Below are 14,608 nucleotides of genomic sequence, written 5' to 3'. Positions count from 1 at the left end.
TTGATCATTTTTACGACTTGCAGCTTGAAGCTGTCGTCGAATGTCCTGCGTTTGCCAGTCATGAAAAACTCCTCGATAGATGCATTCTCCACCTATCGAGGTGTCCGGGGAAATTAGACCACTACAGCTCGCCGTATGCTGCTCGGTCAGTTTCTTCGCCCAGGCTGCGGAACCTCTCGAACTGGGAGTAATCGATGTCACTGCCAATGCGATCAAACCCAACTCCAACACCCTTCCAGCCCCCTATGCTGGCGGTCAGGTGGCGAGGGGCGGTCAAATGGGAGTGCTGGGTAATCAGGACAGCATGGATGTCCCCTTTGTAATGACCAGCTACACCTCGAAGCTGATCGAGGATCAACAAGCAGAAGACGTAGGCGACGTGCTGCTAAATGATCCGTCGGTACGTCAATCCTACGGGTTTGGTAACCAGTCCCAGGTGTTCGTCATTCGAGGCTTGCCACTGACCGGCGACGACATTTCCTACAACGGGTTATATGGCGTCTTGCCCCGTCAAATTCTGTCGACGGACGCCATTGAGCGCGTCGAGGTGTTCAAAGGCCCCAATGCTTTCATCAATGGTGTGAGCCCCACTGGCTCGGGTCTTGGGGGTGGCGTCAATCTTCAGCCGAAGCGCGCAGAGGATGTACCGACTCGACGCTATACGCAGGACATCAGCACCGATGGCCGTATTGGTGAGCATTTGGATATCGGACAGCGATTCGGCGAAGACAACCGATTTGGCGCCAGGGTAAACCTGAGCCAGCGGGAAGGTGAAACGGCGATTGATAATGAAGATCAACGTACAAAGCTGTTCGTAGCGGGCCTTGATTATCGCGGTGACGGCTTCCGCGCTTCCACCGATTTCGGGTATCAGAAACAGCGCGTCAACGGACTGCGTAACTCAGTCAACGTTGGCAATGCCACTCACATCCCCACTGCCCCTCACGCCAGTCATAACTATGGTCAGGATTGGACGTATTCTGAAACAGAAGACACTTTCGGGATGGTTCGGGGTGATTGGGATCTGAGCGAGAACTGGACGGCATACCTTGCTGGCGGCGTGAAGCACACCCGAGAAACGGGCGTCTATGCCACGCCGACACTCGTAGGCAATAACGGCGTAGCTACGATTGGTGGCTCAGAAATCCCGCACAATGAAGACAATACGACGTTCAGCGCAGGGTTAAATGGGCGCTTCAACACTGGCCCGATTTCCCACCAGATCGCTATTGGCGGCTCAACCATCTGGACAGAGCAGGAGAACGCTTACACGTTCTATCGCTCGGTTCCCGGCAATAGCAATATCTACAATACCCCAGCGCTTCCCAAGCCTACCGCTGTGTCCATCACCGGTGGTGAAATGGGTGATCCAGGGGTGACTGGCAAAACCCGAAATCGTAGCCTTGCGGTTTCCGATACGCTGGGTTTTTTCGATGACAAACTGCTCGTCACTTATGGTGTCCGGCGTCAGCAATTACGTGTCGAAAACTACCGATACGATGGGACCACTTCAAACGGTGTAGCCAATCCGGCAAACGATGGCAGTCGTAGCACCATTTACGATGAGTCCATCACCACGCCTGTATATGGCATCGTGTTCAAGCCCGTGGACAGCGTCTCTCTTTACGCCAATCGAATCGAAGGTCTCGCAAAAGGCCCAGTTGCGTCGGGTACAGGCATCACGAACTTGGGCGAAGCCTTTCCTCCTGGGCGCACAAAGCAGCTGGAAGCGGGCATCAAGCTGGACATGCAAACCTTCGGCGCCAACTTGAGTGTATTCCGCATCGAGAAACCTTCCGATGGGTATGTCGACAACGCGCAGAGACTCTATGTGCGTGATGGCGAGCAGGTGAATAAAGGGCTAGAGATCAGCGTCTTTGGCGAACCCATTGAGGGCCTGCGGTTGATGGCGGGCGGCACGCGCATGACCTCAGAGCTGAAGAAGACCGCTGGAGGCTTGAACGATGGCAACCACGCGATTGGCGTGCCGACGTTTCAACTCAATGCCAGCGTAGACTGGGACGTTCCAGGCATCGAAGGGGCCGCTCTTAGCGCGAGGATGCTACGCACTGGCGGGCAGTATGCCGATCAGGCGAACAACTTGAGCTTGCCTACCTGGAACCGTTTCGACGCTGGGGCACGCTATAAGATGAAGCTCGCTGAAAAAGACCTGACTCTGCGAGTCAATGTGGAAAACATTACCGACAAGAATTACTGGGCGTCGGCAAATGGCGGCTACCTCTCGCAGGGCGACCCCCGCTTGGTGAAGTTCTCGGGAACCATTGATTTCTGAGTTCGGCCCGCGACAGCCTAGAGCATCAACGCTATTCAGGGTTCATGGTGACGGAAAGATCATCGACTCAATAAGCGCCAGTCGACGTGAACATGGATGGATGTGCCTCAGCGACATAATAGTAAGCCTTTGACCGAAAGCAGCCGCTCGTGAGTAGCTGCTTTTGGCCGAACGCGGCCATACGATTTGTCTCACGACTATCGAGCTCTTTGTGATTTTTGTTCGGTCGGCAGGACGCCGGGGAAGGCAAAAACAGTTCCTATACCAAAACCGCACCCCTCGCAGAATGCGGCCTGTAGCTTGGTTGGTAGCTGCGAGTAAAGGAACGCCGACGGCCTCCGAGATACCAGCCCGCTTGATTTTGCATAGCGGTCTTGAAAACCGGCGAACGTTAATAGCGTTCCCAGGGTTCGAATCCCTGGTTTCCCGCCAAGATTCAGACGAAAGCCTCGCGAAAGCGGGGCTTTTGTGTTTCTGGCATCCGGTGACTCTTTCAGTTGAACACCTGATCGTTTCCGCATCATTTCAGGCAGTTTCCGCAACTCAATGTCAGCGGGTCGGTTTCACGATCTCCCCGACACGCCTGTAAACCGTCTCGGTGATGCGTTTGTCTGTATGCCCCAGTAGGCGGCTGGCATCGCCCAGGTCTAGGATTTCACTAGCGGCTTTCGGGCGGATGTCACGGAACTGGAACTGACGGATGCTTGCTGCCAGAACCCCGTCACCTGCCTCCCTGGCGATGACAATCGCCTTATCCCGCGCATCGTCAAAGCGCAGCCTCAGCATGTGCCTGGTCACCTGCCTCCCATCCTCAGTGACGATCAGATAAGGGTTTCTAACTCCACGGGCGCGTCTCTGTGCGATCAGGCGCTCAACCAACGCGCCTAAATCATTCATCGCGCCGGCGGCCGTCAGGCGGATTCGCAGCTTCTTTGACGTCTTGCCCTGAGATACCTGCAGGAATTCGTTAACCGCGTCGGCCTCCCGCATCGACAGCGTGTCGGCCGGGCGCTGGGCGGTCAGATACGCCAGGTCCATTGCGTCGCGCAGCTCTGAGGCTGCCACGGCATATACGGCGCTCCAGATTTCCTCGCTGGCGTAGAAGTCGCGCGGCGCCTCTTTGTTCTTGCGCACACCGGCCGCTGGGTTGGCTTCAGTTAATCCCCACTCGCGTGCGATGTTGTAGATGTGTGACAGCAGGGAGATCTCTCGGTTGGCGCGAACCTTGGCGGTGCGGCTGTCGCGATACTGCGCAATGATCTGCGGCGTTACCGCATCGATAGGCGCGTCACTGAACACGTTGCGCAGCTGTTTCAGGCTTAAACGGTTATCGCTCTGGGTCTTGGGCGTCTTACCTGGGATGATTTCGCGTTCGTACCGATCAAACACTTGGGCCAGCATGGCATTCTTCTTCGGCACCGGCTTGCAATCGAGCTTTGCCCATTCAGCCTTTGCGATATCCAAATCCCCCCCCCGAGCGGGATCTCCACCCGCTTCCCGTCTTCATTACTCCCGTCGTAGTAGTACCCAACCCACTCTTTACCGCCTTTCAGCGCGCGTACACGCCGAATCATTCGCGGCGGCAGGTCCCTGTTAGCCGCCTTTTTCGCTCGCATTTCGTCATCCTACCCGTGACAAGTCCAGCGACCAGGCTTCGGCCGCAACATTTTCTGCTGATGGTTTCACGCCTGCCAGCTTCATGCGGGCGTATACCCGGTCCACCACAGGTCTGCGCGATCGGGTCAGAACGTACTTCCAGCCGTTCAGATTGAGCCACGTGATCTGGCGCGAAGGGATCATATAGCCAGTGATTGCCGCTATCTCTTCTTTGGCAAGGGTTTCGCTTTGCATTTCCATCGTATGCACTCCTATACCTCTGGTTTGTCGAGTGAGCCCGTAGGCCGCGCTGTCTTGATGATATGAACGGCCAGGACGAAGCTGACCAGGAGCCAGCAGCAGGTGCCGGCGAAGGCGTAGAGGATGTCGGCCGTTTCGCCGTCGGCCAGAAGGCGTGGAGCGATTCAAAAGAACCAGCCGCCGCTGCCGACCAGGTACAGCAAAGCGCCCAGTAGGATCAGGATGAGTTTGATTGCGAACATGTGGTGTCCTTGCCGCGCTGGGCGGCAGAAGGTGGTGATGGGTTATGCGAGTGGGGCGTAAGTTTCGCCGCGACGCTCGGCAGAAGCCTTCCGGTACGTCTCGTTGGTGTAGGAGGCGTCTGGCTCTCGACGGATAAAGGTCATCGAGTAAGTGGCGCCTTTAGCGCGGTGCGTGCCAGCGCAGTACTTCTCGATCAGGTACTGGGCGTCTTGCTTGTCGCCTTTCTCTGCTCGACTGCCAGTGCCGATCGTTCCGCCTTTCCACGAGCCTTTCTCGGGGCCGGTCTCGCCATCAAATGCGATATCCAGCTCAACGAAAGTTCGCGTAGGGCGCATTGCACCGAAGTACTTTTTCACCCAGCCGGTACCGATTCGGTAAACGCGCTTCTCCATATGGCAATAGGTTCGTATTTCCTCGCCGTCATAGTCCTTAAGCAAAAACACATAGCGGGGCATTGTGTCTTTTATGGCCTGAGCTTCCTTGTAGCGAAGGCGAACACCTTTGCTCTTCTCGATATGCTCAACGCCGTTTGCGTCACACAGCGCATTCACGACCAGATCGAATTCGCGCCAAGGGAATGAGAAGTACCGAGACTTTTCGGATTGCGAGTCCATTGTGCTAGGCCCGAAATTCGTGTGGATTCCTCGGGTTTGCAGGCGGAACCCGTACTTGCGAGCGTGATATTCGAAGTAGTCGAGATGCCCAAACTGTTCAAGCCGTCGCGCTGTAGCTTCTGGGCTCAATGTAGTGAAGGTGTGCTTCTGCGCCCAAGGCTTGATGATGTTGGGAAGTTTTATCCAGGCTGAATACTTCCAGACATGGATGATCAGCTTGTTTCCTGGGTAGTCGCCATTGTCGCCGGAGTCGATGGCGATGCCGAATATGCTGTCACGCTGGCCCTTGTAGTAGAGGTCGATGAAGTTCAGCAGCACGAACTTGTCGTGCCATGGATTCGCCCGGAAAACATTGCGGGCCCACCAAACTTTTATGATTTCGAACATGCAGGAATACCTCGCCCGCCGCTCACCGGCAGGCATGTAGGGGGATTGGGGTTTGGTCTGTGTTGAATTACTATCTTCGGACAACAATTGATGGAAGGCGCCGGCCTATGGACTTGAATGAATCGCTAAAAAGTGCACGTCGTAGTGCCGCTGTGATTTCTCACCGCACAGGCGCTTTTGTACGTGTAGAAATGAAGTGGTTTTTTGCTGGTGCTATAGGCTCCTATCTTGGCCCCATTGTGTTTTATCTCTTTTCGGCTGATCCGGGGACCGCGACCTTTGGTGATTTTCTCAGGGTGGTTCAGTCATCGTCGGGAATAACATCTGCCCTAGTTTCTGCGACTTTATTTGTAGCGTTGAGAGCGCGCCTGTTACCAAGCACAAGCCGTGCTTGAGTAGGTGCGCGCTTGATGCGCATGTCTTCGTCAAAGAAATACTGGTCACCATCGAATATAACCAACGGCTCGCCGGACCACTCCTTGACGGGCATCGCTGCGAACTTCGCTTTGCGGCTTTCATCGTGACACTGTTGGCAGTAGCTCCGAATCTCGTGGATCGGATGATCCGGATTCTTCTCGCATTGGCGATGGGTGGCGCCACACCAGCGCGCCATATGCTCATCTTTGCCCCAGAAGCGGCCATCAGCGCCTACCCAGCCTGTCACGGTTTGGATGCTGGCAGCTTGTGGGATTCGTACATCACGACTTTTTCTTCAGGCATGACTTCGTCCTTGGCCGTTTTGATGGCCGGTTTATGCTTAAATTGGTGGATATGAAATGGATAGTTTCTCAGGGAGGAGCGCATATGTTTGCTGTCGGTGTGTCACTACTTGCGGTCGGCTTAGGGACATCTAACCCTGGCTTTTGGATACCCGGCATCGCCTTTATGGCTATCGGGCTCGCCCAACGAGCCAAGCGCTGACCTTCCTCGGCTTGCGCTACAGCCGCTTGAACTCGACCACCCAGACCCACGGGTTGGCTTCCTAGTCGCCGCCAGTGGACTCCCATAACTCCCGCCAGGCCGCCGGGTCCAGTCTCGGTAATTCGGTGAAACGTCATCGCTTGCCGGCTCCGGCGGACACTGCAGGCCTTCCGCACGGATATCGCCGCGACTGATGTCCTTCAGCCGCTCGACGCGCACTTCGGTAATCTCCAGCAGGATGCGGTTGGCCCAGCGGGGCATGTGGATGCTTGGCTTCCAGGTCGGCTGCTCCTGCTCGTACGGGGCCAGCCCGTCGGCGGCGTAGACCAGTGTCCCGTCTTCGATCGCTTCACCGACCTCCAGGTCATCCGGTTTTAGGTAGGGGCCGCGCATGACTTCGAAGTGATCGCAGTACCAGGTCTCGCGCACCCACAGCCGGTCGCCGGGCTTGCCGTAGGGGCAAGGTGCGTACACTTCCAGTTCCTTTGCGCACCCTGCTTCGGTCGAGCCAAATACGCAGAAGCCGTAGCGCGGGTCACGCTGGCCTATTGCGCTCCAGCGATGACGATCCCCAGTCGGAATGGCAGTGCACTTCGTTAAAAGGAAGGGTGACAGGGTTGAGGTGGTATCAAAATGACACTATCGGTTGGCGGGTGCTATGCTCGGTTCCCTAACCAACCATGCGCATGGGTAGCTTATGTTTTTACGTCATCCTCTCTCGTCGATCCTCTTTTTGGCCTTGTTGGTTACAGGTTGCGCGAGCCAACCTGTATCCCTGAAACCAGCGGCGCCGATCCACGTGGAGCCCCTGGGCCAGAGTCTGCCTCAGACTAGTTTACGTACTGTGCTGATGAACCAGATTATCAGCAATGACCCCGTTGTCATCTCGTCGCTCAAGCCGGTACTCAGCGCCAATACCGACAACGATGGGCGTATTGCCGCGCTACGAAAGAAAGACGGTGGCGTGCTACCTGACGGTTACTGGACCCTTTACAAGCAAAATTTGGAATCGCTCCAGTACGACCTAAATCACCAGCACGACGCTGCACGAACCCAGTACATCGAAACCTACCGCGACGAGTTGAGCCGAGTAGGCGACGGTACGCTCCAAGCCATGGCCACGTCACCAAAAGCCTTGGATGAAAAGATTCGGCGCCAATGGAGTGCGCGCATGAGCGATAGAGCCGCGCGCTACATGGTCACCAGTGAGCAATCACTGAACGCCGCCACTGATGCCCATCTCAACCGCATGGCGTTGATGGATCGGCAATACAACGTATGCTCGCTTAATCCCGAATGCTGGGATGCACCGGTTAAAAAGTGATTTGATTCGATCGGGCCTTTTTCGTAAAAAGCTACCTATCATCACGGGCAGCTTTTGGCCGAGGCTGTGTAAAAACGTTTTCGAGCACGTCAGGTACTCACCACGGGACTGGAAATCGCGCTTCTACGCGAAACCCACATCTGCTGACGTGTCGATACGTTTCAGATTTAACGTAGACCATGAAGTCTCCTCATTTTTCCCTGCGATCCGAACGCCGCACAATGAGGGTGCATGCTCAGCTTGGACCCACCGCAATTGTCCCATTAATCTGTGGCTTTTCTGACGAGCTTTTACTCGTCATCTCTTTGTTTTTTTACTATTATCACTCACCTGCGCACTCAAGGAAGAGAGGCTGAGCGCCTTGAGTCTGGTAGAAAATTTACACTTGATCATTGAGTGAGTTTTACTTTTACCCAGCACCTAACGACTCAGCCAACCATAATTACTTCTTGGTGAAACCGATGTATAAACTGTGTGGCATCGCTGTAGTGGTAGGACTTGCCCTCTCTGGATGCGCTACGAAAACGCCAGAAAAATCCAAAGTGACTCCACCTCCTGCCGTCGTCCAGGAAGCGCCCCATGAAGCCCCCCCTGAAGTCGCACCTTCGACACCACCCAATTGGACTGTGCGATATGAGGCTGCACCTGCGGGCGCCAGTGCTGACTCCCACGTCCCTGCCTCTACGGAAGCTGATCAGTCGGAATCAGAAACAAACTTAAACCAAAACCGTGCAGAGCAATGCCGTAAAGAGCTGGACGTTTTGAAGGTTTACAACAAGGCGTCTTACGTTAAGTACGAGGCGGAGTACCAAACCATCGCTGCCAAGACCGCTAAATATATGGAAATCAAAGACTCATTAGGTCCTGACTTAAACTACATGGTTATGCCCGCTTATCAATTTCAAATTCGTGAGTTCTGCTTCCGCGTTAAGACCCGTCTATCGGAGCTTGTGCTTCGCCAAGCCAAATAGCCTCGTGCATGATGGTCAGCAAGTGGTTCTTCACCCGTAAGGCTGAAAAGCCCTTTTGATTTATCCAGGACCATAAAAGCCAATGCCCCGACTCGTCGGGGCATTGGCTTTTTAACGACGCGGGTTGCCAGACCCTAGGCTACGGTCTACTTCATATCTTCACTCACCCGCAACCTCTTCACCCGATACATCTCCCCATCCGCATGACTCAACAGCGTATCCGCATCCTCTCCATCCTTCGGATAAAACGCCACGCCGACACTGCAAGACGGCATTTTCACTCCGCCAAACTCGGCCCCCAGTGGATCAGCCATGACCGCAAGTATCTGCGCCACCTTCCCGGCAACCGTATCTGGCGACTGGATATCCGTGATCAGTACCGTGAATTCATCACCGCCCATCCGGGCCACTAGATCGCCTTCGCGCACACAGCGCTCTAGCCGTCGTGCAATCACACAGAGCACGCGATCGCCCATGGCATGACCATGCACATCGTTGATGCACTTGAAGTCGTTGATGTCCAGAAACAGCAATGCCAAGCTCCGGTTATGGCGCTGTGCGCTTTGCAGCGCACTGTCGAGCCGATCGTTGAACAGCGATCGGTTGGTGAGGGCCGTCAGCGGGTCATGATGGGCGAGGAAGCGTAACTCCTCCTCGGCCTGGGTGAGCGCCGTTATGTCCCGCGCGACTCCGATCCGCGCACCGACTTCTTTGGACCAGAAGGCCGCCCACAAAATGTGTACGACGCTGCCATCCTTGCGCAGATAACGGTTGCGGAAGTCGACGTGGGGTTGGCCACTCATGACCCGAACTATGGAAGCGCGGGTACGCGCCAGGTCTTCAGGGTGCATGTAGTGGATGATCAGGGTGCCGATCAGCTCTTCGGCGCGGTAGCCCAGCAGGGACTCACAGGCGTTGCTCACGAAGACAATCCGGTTGTCGCTGTCGACGACAAATACCGTATCCAGCATCAAGTGGATCAGTTTTGGATAGAGCGCTTGTAGGTCAACGGGCATGGGGCGTCCGGTTCAGATGGCCTGAGCATAGCCCGATCATGACGGGCGGCGGGGAGTCCTGCGAGTTTTTAATATCGTTCATACCCGTCGAGCCCGGTTATTCAGAACAGGTGCTCACACCTATGATCAGGCCCAGCCCCTCACTTGTTCGCTAAGCTGACCCGCCACAAGGCGTCTGCATTTTTTGCACCTACTGCAAGCACGAGCCATGGCTCATCAGTGGCGCTTGTTCTTATGCTTGTGCTTATTGTTGCCTTTGTGCTTTTTTCCGTCAGATCGATGGTTGCTCTTATCATCCGCCAGGTTGTTGCCGAGCGCGCCACCTGCAGCGCCACCGAGACCCGCTCCGATAGTCGAACCCGTTGTGCCGCCCAGACGATTGCCTATAAGTGACCCACCAGCAGAGCCAACGCCGCCGCCTATTGCAGCTTCTGTCCTCTTACCCTTCTGGGCACCGACTGCTCCACCGGCGGCACCACCTAAGCCTGCGCCTACTGCCGCGCCAGTTGACCCCCCCAGCTGTTGGCCGACGATATTGCCAAGTGCACCCCCAACGCCACCTCCAAGAGCGGCTGTACCATCACCGGCGGCTATCGCTCCTTGCGATATCAGAACACCCAAAGCCAGGGCGGGTAGTGTCATTTTCATTTTGTGAACCTCTATGGGCTGTCAGCAGGTGTTAATGTTTAAAGCACGCTTGGGATTAAACCCAAAGCTCGAAGTTCTGCGCGGGCGGCCTATGGCAAGAATGCTGGTCCCCGAATCGCGACATTGAATCTGACATTGAAACGCAGATGCCGACCTCACGAGCATAGACGGTGGAAGGCACTGGAAGTAGCGCCTGATAGCCAATCTCGCCGTCTCGCTATTCAACACTCACCACTTTTCCGTAAACCAGTATCTGGCGAGCTTCACTTGGTTTCTGAGGCCTGTCTGACCTTTGACACATACGTCTTCCAGTTCCTCGGCTGATTTTAGAGGGGCCTTCTTAAGGCTGGGCTTCAGACCGTCATTAAAGGTCGGTCCAAATTCTGGGCTGGCCTCTGAAAGGAGCCGGATCGCCTTTGCGTAATCGTCTTCAAGGTCTTGCGGGAGAGTGCCACATGCGGCTTTTGTATGCTGGTAGACCTGACCCCACATGAATCCCGATTTATCAGGCGTGCTCAGCTCCGAGTAAGTGTCTGCGGCAACACAGGTGCTGGAGAAAATCAGCGAGATTGCAGCCATGCAAATGTGCTGCTGGTTAATCAGCAAGCGCTTTGCATTGTCGTCACTCATTTACCCCTCCTGATCTCGAAAAAACGAACGGCAAGCTTATACAAGCACGGAGAAATAAACAGTCCGTTTCGGCGGTTCCACGGCCAAGGTTGTTCCTAATACTCGCCGAAACGTATGATCAGGCCGAGCGCCTCATCTGGTCGCTAAGCTTCACCTTCTATAAAGGACATGAGGATGGAAAAGCACTTCGGTAATTCAGGCCTGTTCAAGGCTGCTTCGTATCACTGCAACGAAACTCTGGGCAGCGGCATTGCCCGCTGGGAGTTGAAAAATATTGCGTTGAATACGAAGGAGTTTTTGATATGTCCAAAGAACTACTCGGAGTTTCTGCTCTAGGGTTGATGATCATCGGTGAGTTTTGTGCAATCTACAGTGAGGTGGTGACCGCCAAGCTGGCTCAAGCGGGCGACGGCTCATGGCACGCTTTCATCATGCCTGTTGTGTTGATGTGCTTTGCCGGGCTTTGTCTGCTGGGGGCTTATTGGCTGGGGTATCTTGCGGTCGGTGACATCTGGGTAGTGACGGTTGTATCCGTTACCTCTTTATTACTGCTGGAGCCCATCGTGATCTGGGCGCTGTTTCAGGAGCTCCCAGGGAGAGGCGCACTGATCGGGTTTTGCCTGGGCGCCTTAGGCATGCTGTCCACGATCTTGCTATAGCTGCACGCTCTGGCCCGGCAATCGAATGTCGGGCCAGATTATGGCTTATAGCTGGCAATACCTCTCGCTGCCGCAACTGCAACTGCAACTGAATGTGAAGGCAGTCACACGCCGCTCAACAAAAAAGCTGAGCCACCGAAAGCAGGCAAATCAACTGAACAACCATTTGAGCTCGAATTGGATGTTTCATTGCCGTCTCCCTCAGGTACAGCTGCTGGGGAGTATGCCGGGGCGATATAGATAAACGCGCCAAGCCGTTAAAAGGTTGACATGCCACCCTGGGTCGCCAACAACACACGCAGCTGTTGCAAACAGTATAGAGCCTAAAAAAAAATCTTCACGTTTGAGCCCGTTCACCGGCCGGACGGTATCTGCTTACAACTATCTAGCCAGGGCCATTGCACTTTTTTTGATTTCTCCGCTCTATCCTTGTCCCAGCCCCGCCGATTCCCGCGTGGGCAGATGAACCAGATCGGGTGCCGATGGATCGCACGTTTCCTCGTTTCATTAGTCGACCGCTACGCCAGCCCTTGCTGCTGGCTGCCGTGTTGTTGCTCTGCGCCAGCGGTTGCAGCCAGCAACAGGGTCGGGATATCGCCAAGCAGTTCAGCAATGGCAAGCCTGATGAATTCTTTCAGACCAGTGTCGATCGCATGGCAACACTGGGCATGCGCGACAATTTGCAAAGCCTGTATTTGCTCATGAACAAGCTCTATCTGCGTAATCCCAGCCAGTGGCGTCAGTCGGGTTACCCGGATGCGGTGACTGCTGCGCGGGAGATTCGCCAGGCCATCGAGCAACGCCGATCCCTTCCTGCGCTGGGGGAACGCAGTGACTTGGCGGCCCTTAGCTATTCCTTAAGCCCGGAATTCAAAGGCGACCGCGTCGGCGCTTTTATCTATGCTATCGGCAGTATGATCGTGACTGCTCACGGTGGGCGCACGGAGTTTTACATCACCGATGCGATCCACCCTGAATTCGTGAGCAATGCTGCGCGCAATATCGAGAAGGCCACCTGGCTGCTGGGCAAGCGCCAGGATGCGAATGGGGTGTTGCTGCTGTTTTCCAACGAGATATCGGAGGAGGGCAGCAACCTCAGTTTCGCGGTGGAGTTCGGCAAGATTGTCGCGCGCCTCGATCTGCTGACCCAGATACTCGATGAGCGCTACCGGCGCATAGGTGTCAACTACGCGCAGAGCTTGTTGCTGATGAATTTTCTGCCGGTGCAGTAATCGTGCGGTAGCCGCCTGCCTCAAACCACTGGGCGAGGGCGTCTGCCCCCATAGGTTTGGAGATCAAGAACCCCTGGGCCTCCGAGCAGCCCCATTGAGTGATCAGTTCAAGGATATCCGCAGTTTCCACGCCCTCTGCGACCACCTTGTAGCTGAGCCCCCGTGCCAACTCGATCAGGCTCTTGACCAGACGCGCATCTTTTTCATGGGTTTTTATGTTGCTGATCAATGACTGGTCCAGCTTGACCGAATCAATGGGCAATTGGCGCAAGTACGTCCAATTGCTATAGCCCGTGCCGAAGTCGTCAATAGCAACGCCTATGCCGTATCCGCGGGCTCGTCCAAGTTGACGGCTGACCGTGTCTGCATCAGTCATCAACGCGCTTTCGGTAAACTCCAGCTCGAACGTGGCAGGGTCGAGTTGGAGCCTGTGGATGTCATTGATCATCTTGTCGATAAAACGCGGTGTTTCCAGGTCGCCCGCGGAGACATTCATAGCGATCCGAATCACCAGCCCTTGCTGTTTCCAGGACAGTGCCTGTCGGAGGACTGCGTCGAGTACCCAAAAACTGATCGAATGCATCAGCTCGGTTGTTTCCGCCAAGGGAATAAATTCCGAAGGAGGGATCGGGCCGAATAGCGGATGCTCCCAACGCAGCAATGCCTCGACACTGCTGCATTCACCCTGCGGCAGTTGGATCTTCGGCTGGAATACCAGGCTTAACTGATGACTGTCACGCATAGCGTCCGGCAACGAACTCAAGAGCATAAAAGCACGCTGCTGAGCCGCATCGTTGTGCGGTTGATAAAGCGACCACCCCAGGTTTCTGTCCCTGGCGTCGTCCGCTGCGGCAACGACGAGCCTGATCCAATCCTGCGGCTCGCTACTGGTGACTGCCAGGACACCAATACCGGCATGCATGAGAATTGGGATCCCGTGGCACTCGACTGGGGTATGAAAATCTTCAAGAATCCTGGCGCACACGCGCTCCAGAGGCGCGCTGCCTTTTGACAAAAAGCCGAAGCGTGTCGGGCTTATTTTATATAACAGGCATTGGCTGGGCAGGAGCGCGTGCAAACGTGCTTTGATCGCCAGGATCAGGTCCTGGACGAAGTTGTAGCCGAGCGCTTTGACCACGTTGTTCAAGAAGGCCGGGGAGACAATATCAACGGCAAAAACGTGAAAATGCTCGGACGTCGCCGCTGCTTGGCGGATGTCTTCCTCAAACCGCAGGCGGTTGAACAGCCCGGTAGGCTGGTCGATGTAAATGCGAGCGCGCGCGCCAGTAATGTGCATCATCACCAGCTCAGCGAAATACACCAGCATGGAAAAATCACGCTCGCTCATCGGCTCGCGGGGCACGGTATCGATGATACACAGACTGCCCAGCGAGAAGCCGTCAGCCGTCATCAGTGGCGCACTGGCGTAATACCGAATGTAGGGCGTGCCGGTGACCAGCGGGTTGTTTATAAAGCGCTCGTCGTTGTGCGAGTCGAGAATCTCAAGCGGTACCCGGTCGAACAGCGAATAAGCGCAAAATGAAATTTCGCGCGCGGTTTGCTCTTCTTCAATGCCAACGCGGGCTTTGAACCATTGCTGATGCTCATCGATGATTGAAATCAGCGCGATGGGCGCCCCGAAATAATTTGAGGTCATCGCGACCAGTTTTTCGAAGGCGACGTCGTGTTCGGCATCGCGAGCGCACAAGGCTGCGACGCGCTGCAAGCGTTGTACTTCATAGTCTGAAGTCGGAGTTGCTTCGCCCATGTTGACCCCTGCGTATACGTAAACTCGCCTGAAACCTATCAGCTA

At 55.3% G+C, this 14,608-nt stretch carries 14 protein-coding genes and 2 pseudogenes; 6 read left to right on the top strand and 10 right to left on the bottom strand.

Translation table 11 applies throughout. The features are described from left to right. The first annotated feature begins 79 nt into the window (after positions 1-79). Positions 80-2,293 (top strand): TonB-dependent siderophore receptor, encoded by a 2,214-nt coding sequence (locus AACY52_RS26180; protein WP_339560970.1) that lies wholly within the window; start codon positions 80-82, stop codon positions 2,291-2,293. A gap of 549 nt (positions 2,294-2,842) precedes the next feature. Here AACY52_RS26180 and AACY52_RS26175 read toward each other — a convergent pair. From AACY52_RS26175 to AACY52_RS26150, 6 genes and pseudogenes are all read right to left on the bottom strand, one after another. Next, a pseudogene (locus tag AACY52_RS26175) lies at positions 2,843-3,909 on the bottom strand (tyrosine-type recombinase/integrase). 4 nt (positions 3,910-3,913) lie between these two features. Beyond that, complete coding sequence (locus tag AACY52_RS26170; RefSeq protein ID WP_339420873.1) at positions 3,914-4,150, bottom strand: DUF4224 domain-containing protein; 237 nt, start codon at positions 4,148-4,150, stop codon at positions 3,914-3,916. 11 nt (positions 4,151-4,161) lie between these two features. Further along, positions 4,162-4,392: pseudogene (locus tag AACY52_RS26165) on the bottom strand (hypothetical protein). Positions 4,393-4,434: 42 nt separating this feature from the next. Beyond that, positions 4,435-5,394 carry a hypothetical protein gene (locus AACY52_RS26160; RefSeq protein WP_339428209.1) on the bottom strand — a complete coding sequence of 320 codons (960 nt, stop codon included), beginning with the start codon at positions 5,392-5,394 and terminating at the stop codon, positions 4,435-4,437. Positions 5,395-5,695: 301 nt separating this feature from the next. Continuing rightward, entirely contained in the window at positions 5,696-6,058 is a 363-nt protein-coding gene (locus AACY52_RS26155; RefSeq protein WP_339420869.1) for a hypothetical protein, read from the bottom strand. 176 nt (positions 6,059-6,234) lie between these two features. Beyond that, positions 6,235-6,789, bottom strand: coding sequence for a hypothetical protein (locus AACY52_RS26150; RefSeq protein WP_339420867.1), 555 nt, complete (start codon positions 6,787-6,789; stop codon positions 6,235-6,237). A 376-nt stretch (positions 6,790-7,165) separates the two neighbouring features. On the opposite strand from AACY52_RS26150, the gene AACY52_RS26145 reads away from it, so the two are divergent. Next, positions 7,166-7,639 carry a hypothetical protein gene (locus AACY52_RS26145; protein ID WP_339420866.1) on the top strand — a complete coding sequence of 158 codons (474 nt, stop codon included), beginning with the start codon at positions 7,166-7,168 and terminating at the stop codon, positions 7,637-7,639. A 461-nt stretch (positions 7,640-8,100) separates the two neighbouring features. Next, the gene (locus AACY52_RS26140) at positions 8,101-8,610 is read left to right on the top strand and encodes a hypothetical protein (RefSeq protein ID WP_339420865.1); all 510 of its coding nucleotides are present in this window, start codon (positions 8,101-8,103) and stop codon (positions 8,608-8,610) included. A gap of 146 nt (positions 8,611-8,756) precedes the next feature. On the opposite strand, the gene AACY52_RS26135 is transcribed toward AACY52_RS26140, so the two are convergent. The 3 genes from AACY52_RS26135 to AACY52_RS26125 all read right to left on the bottom strand — a co-directional run bounded on the left by AACY52_RS26135 (position 8,757) and on the right by AACY52_RS26125 (position 10,904). Next, entirely contained in the window at positions 8,757-9,626 is an 870-nt protein-coding gene (locus AACY52_RS26135; protein ID WP_339428210.1) for a sensor domain-containing diguanylate cyclase, read from the bottom strand. 216 nt (positions 9,627-9,842) lie between these two features. Next, positions 9,843-10,274 carry a glycine zipper domain-containing protein gene (locus AACY52_RS26130; RefSeq protein WP_339428211.1) on the bottom strand — a complete coding sequence of 144 codons (432 nt, stop codon included), beginning with the start codon at positions 10,272-10,274 and terminating at the stop codon, positions 9,843-9,845. Between the two features lie 228 nt (positions 10,275-10,502). Next, complete coding sequence (locus AACY52_RS26125; RefSeq protein WP_339428212.1) at positions 10,503-10,904, bottom strand: hypothetical protein; 402 nt, start codon at positions 10,902-10,904, stop codon at positions 10,503-10,505. Between the two features lie 174 nt (positions 10,905-11,078). On the opposite strand from AACY52_RS26125, the gene AACY52_RS26120 reads away from it, so the two are divergent. The 3 genes from AACY52_RS26120 (at position 11,079) to AACY52_RS26110 (ending at position 12,795) form a co-directional block, all read left to right on the top strand. Then, positions 11,079-11,240 carry a hypothetical protein gene (locus AACY52_RS26120; protein ID WP_339420857.1) on the top strand — a complete coding sequence of 54 codons (162 nt, stop codon included), beginning with the start codon at positions 11,079-11,081 and terminating at the stop codon, positions 11,238-11,240. A gap of 5 nt (positions 11,241-11,245) precedes the next feature. Then, the gene (locus AACY52_RS26115; protein ID WP_339420879.1) at positions 11,246-11,563 is read left to right on the top strand and encodes a hypothetical protein; all 318 of its coding nucleotides are present in this window, start codon (positions 11,246-11,248) and stop codon (positions 11,561-11,563) included. 482 nt (positions 11,564-12,045) lie between these two features. Beyond that, a complete protein-coding gene (locus tag AACY52_RS26110; RefSeq protein WP_339438322.1) occupies positions 12,046-12,795 on the top strand; it encodes a hypothetical protein in 750 nt (249 codons plus the stop codon). On the opposite strand, the gene AACY52_RS26105 is transcribed toward AACY52_RS26110, so the two are convergent. Next, positions 12,746-14,563, bottom strand: coding sequence for a sensor domain-containing phosphodiesterase (locus tag AACY52_RS26105; protein WP_339438323.1), 1,818 nt, complete (start codon positions 14,561-14,563; stop codon positions 12,746-12,748). The two genes, AACY52_RS26110 and AACY52_RS26105, sit on opposite strands and share 50 nt — an antisense overlap. Positions 14,564-14,608: the final 45 nt, after the last annotated feature.

The organism is Pseudomonas sp. EA_65y_Pfl1_P113 (assembly GCF_963970525.1).
Classification (GTDB): domain Bacteria; phylum Pseudomonadota; class Gammaproteobacteria; order Pseudomonadales; family Pseudomonadaceae; genus Aquipseudomonas; species Aquipseudomonas tritici.
The sequence above is the reverse complement of the archived record's forward strand: the minus strand, read 5'-3'. Positions and strand labels throughout refer to the sequence as shown.

Excerpts from the sequence above, each read along its gene's own strand:
- AACY52_RS26180 (WP_339560970.1), top strand. The coding sequence starts at position 80 with ATGCATTCTCCACCTATCGAGGTGTCCGGGGAAATTAGACCACTACAG.
- AACY52_RS26170 (WP_339420873.1), bottom strand. The coding sequence starts at position 4,150 with ATGGAAATGCAAAGCGAAACCCTTGCCAAAGAAGAGATAGCGGCAATC.
- AACY52_RS26160 (WP_339428209.1), bottom strand. The coding sequence starts at position 5,394 with ATGTTCGAAATCATAAAAGTTTGGTGGGCCCGCAATGTTTTCCGGGCG.
- AACY52_RS26145 (WP_339420866.1), top strand. The coding sequence starts at position 7,166 with ATGAACCAGATTATCAGCAATGACCCCGTTGTCATCTCGTCGCTCAAG.
- AACY52_RS26140 (WP_339420865.1), top strand. The coding sequence starts at position 8,101 with ATGTATAAACTGTGTGGCATCGCTGTAGTGGTAGGACTTGCCCTCTCT.
- AACY52_RS26135 (WP_339428210.1), bottom strand. The coding sequence starts at position 9,626 with ATGCCCGTTGACCTACAAGCGCTCTATCCAAAACTGATCCACTTGATG.
- AACY52_RS26130 (WP_339428211.1), bottom strand. The coding sequence starts at position 10,274 with ATGAAAATGACACTACCCGCCCTGGCTTTGGGTGTTCTGATATCGCAA.
- AACY52_RS26125 (WP_339428212.1), bottom strand. The coding sequence starts at position 10,904 with ATGAGTGACGACAATGCAAAGCGCTTGCTGATTAACCAGCAGCACATT.
- AACY52_RS26120 (WP_339420857.1), top strand. The coding sequence starts at position 11,079 with ATGGAAAAGCACTTCGGTAATTCAGGCCTGTTCAAGGCTGCTTCGTAT.
- AACY52_RS26115 (WP_339420879.1), top strand. The coding sequence starts at position 11,246 with ATGATCATCGGTGAGTTTTGTGCAATCTACAGTGAGGTGGTGACCGCC.
- AACY52_RS26110 (WP_339438322.1), top strand. The coding sequence starts at position 12,046 with ATGGATCGCACGTTTCCTCGTTTCATTAGTCGACCGCTACGCCAGCCC.
- AACY52_RS26105 (WP_339438323.1), bottom strand. The coding sequence starts at position 14,563 with ATGGGCGAAGCAACTCCGACTTCAGACTATGAAGTACAACGCTTGCAG.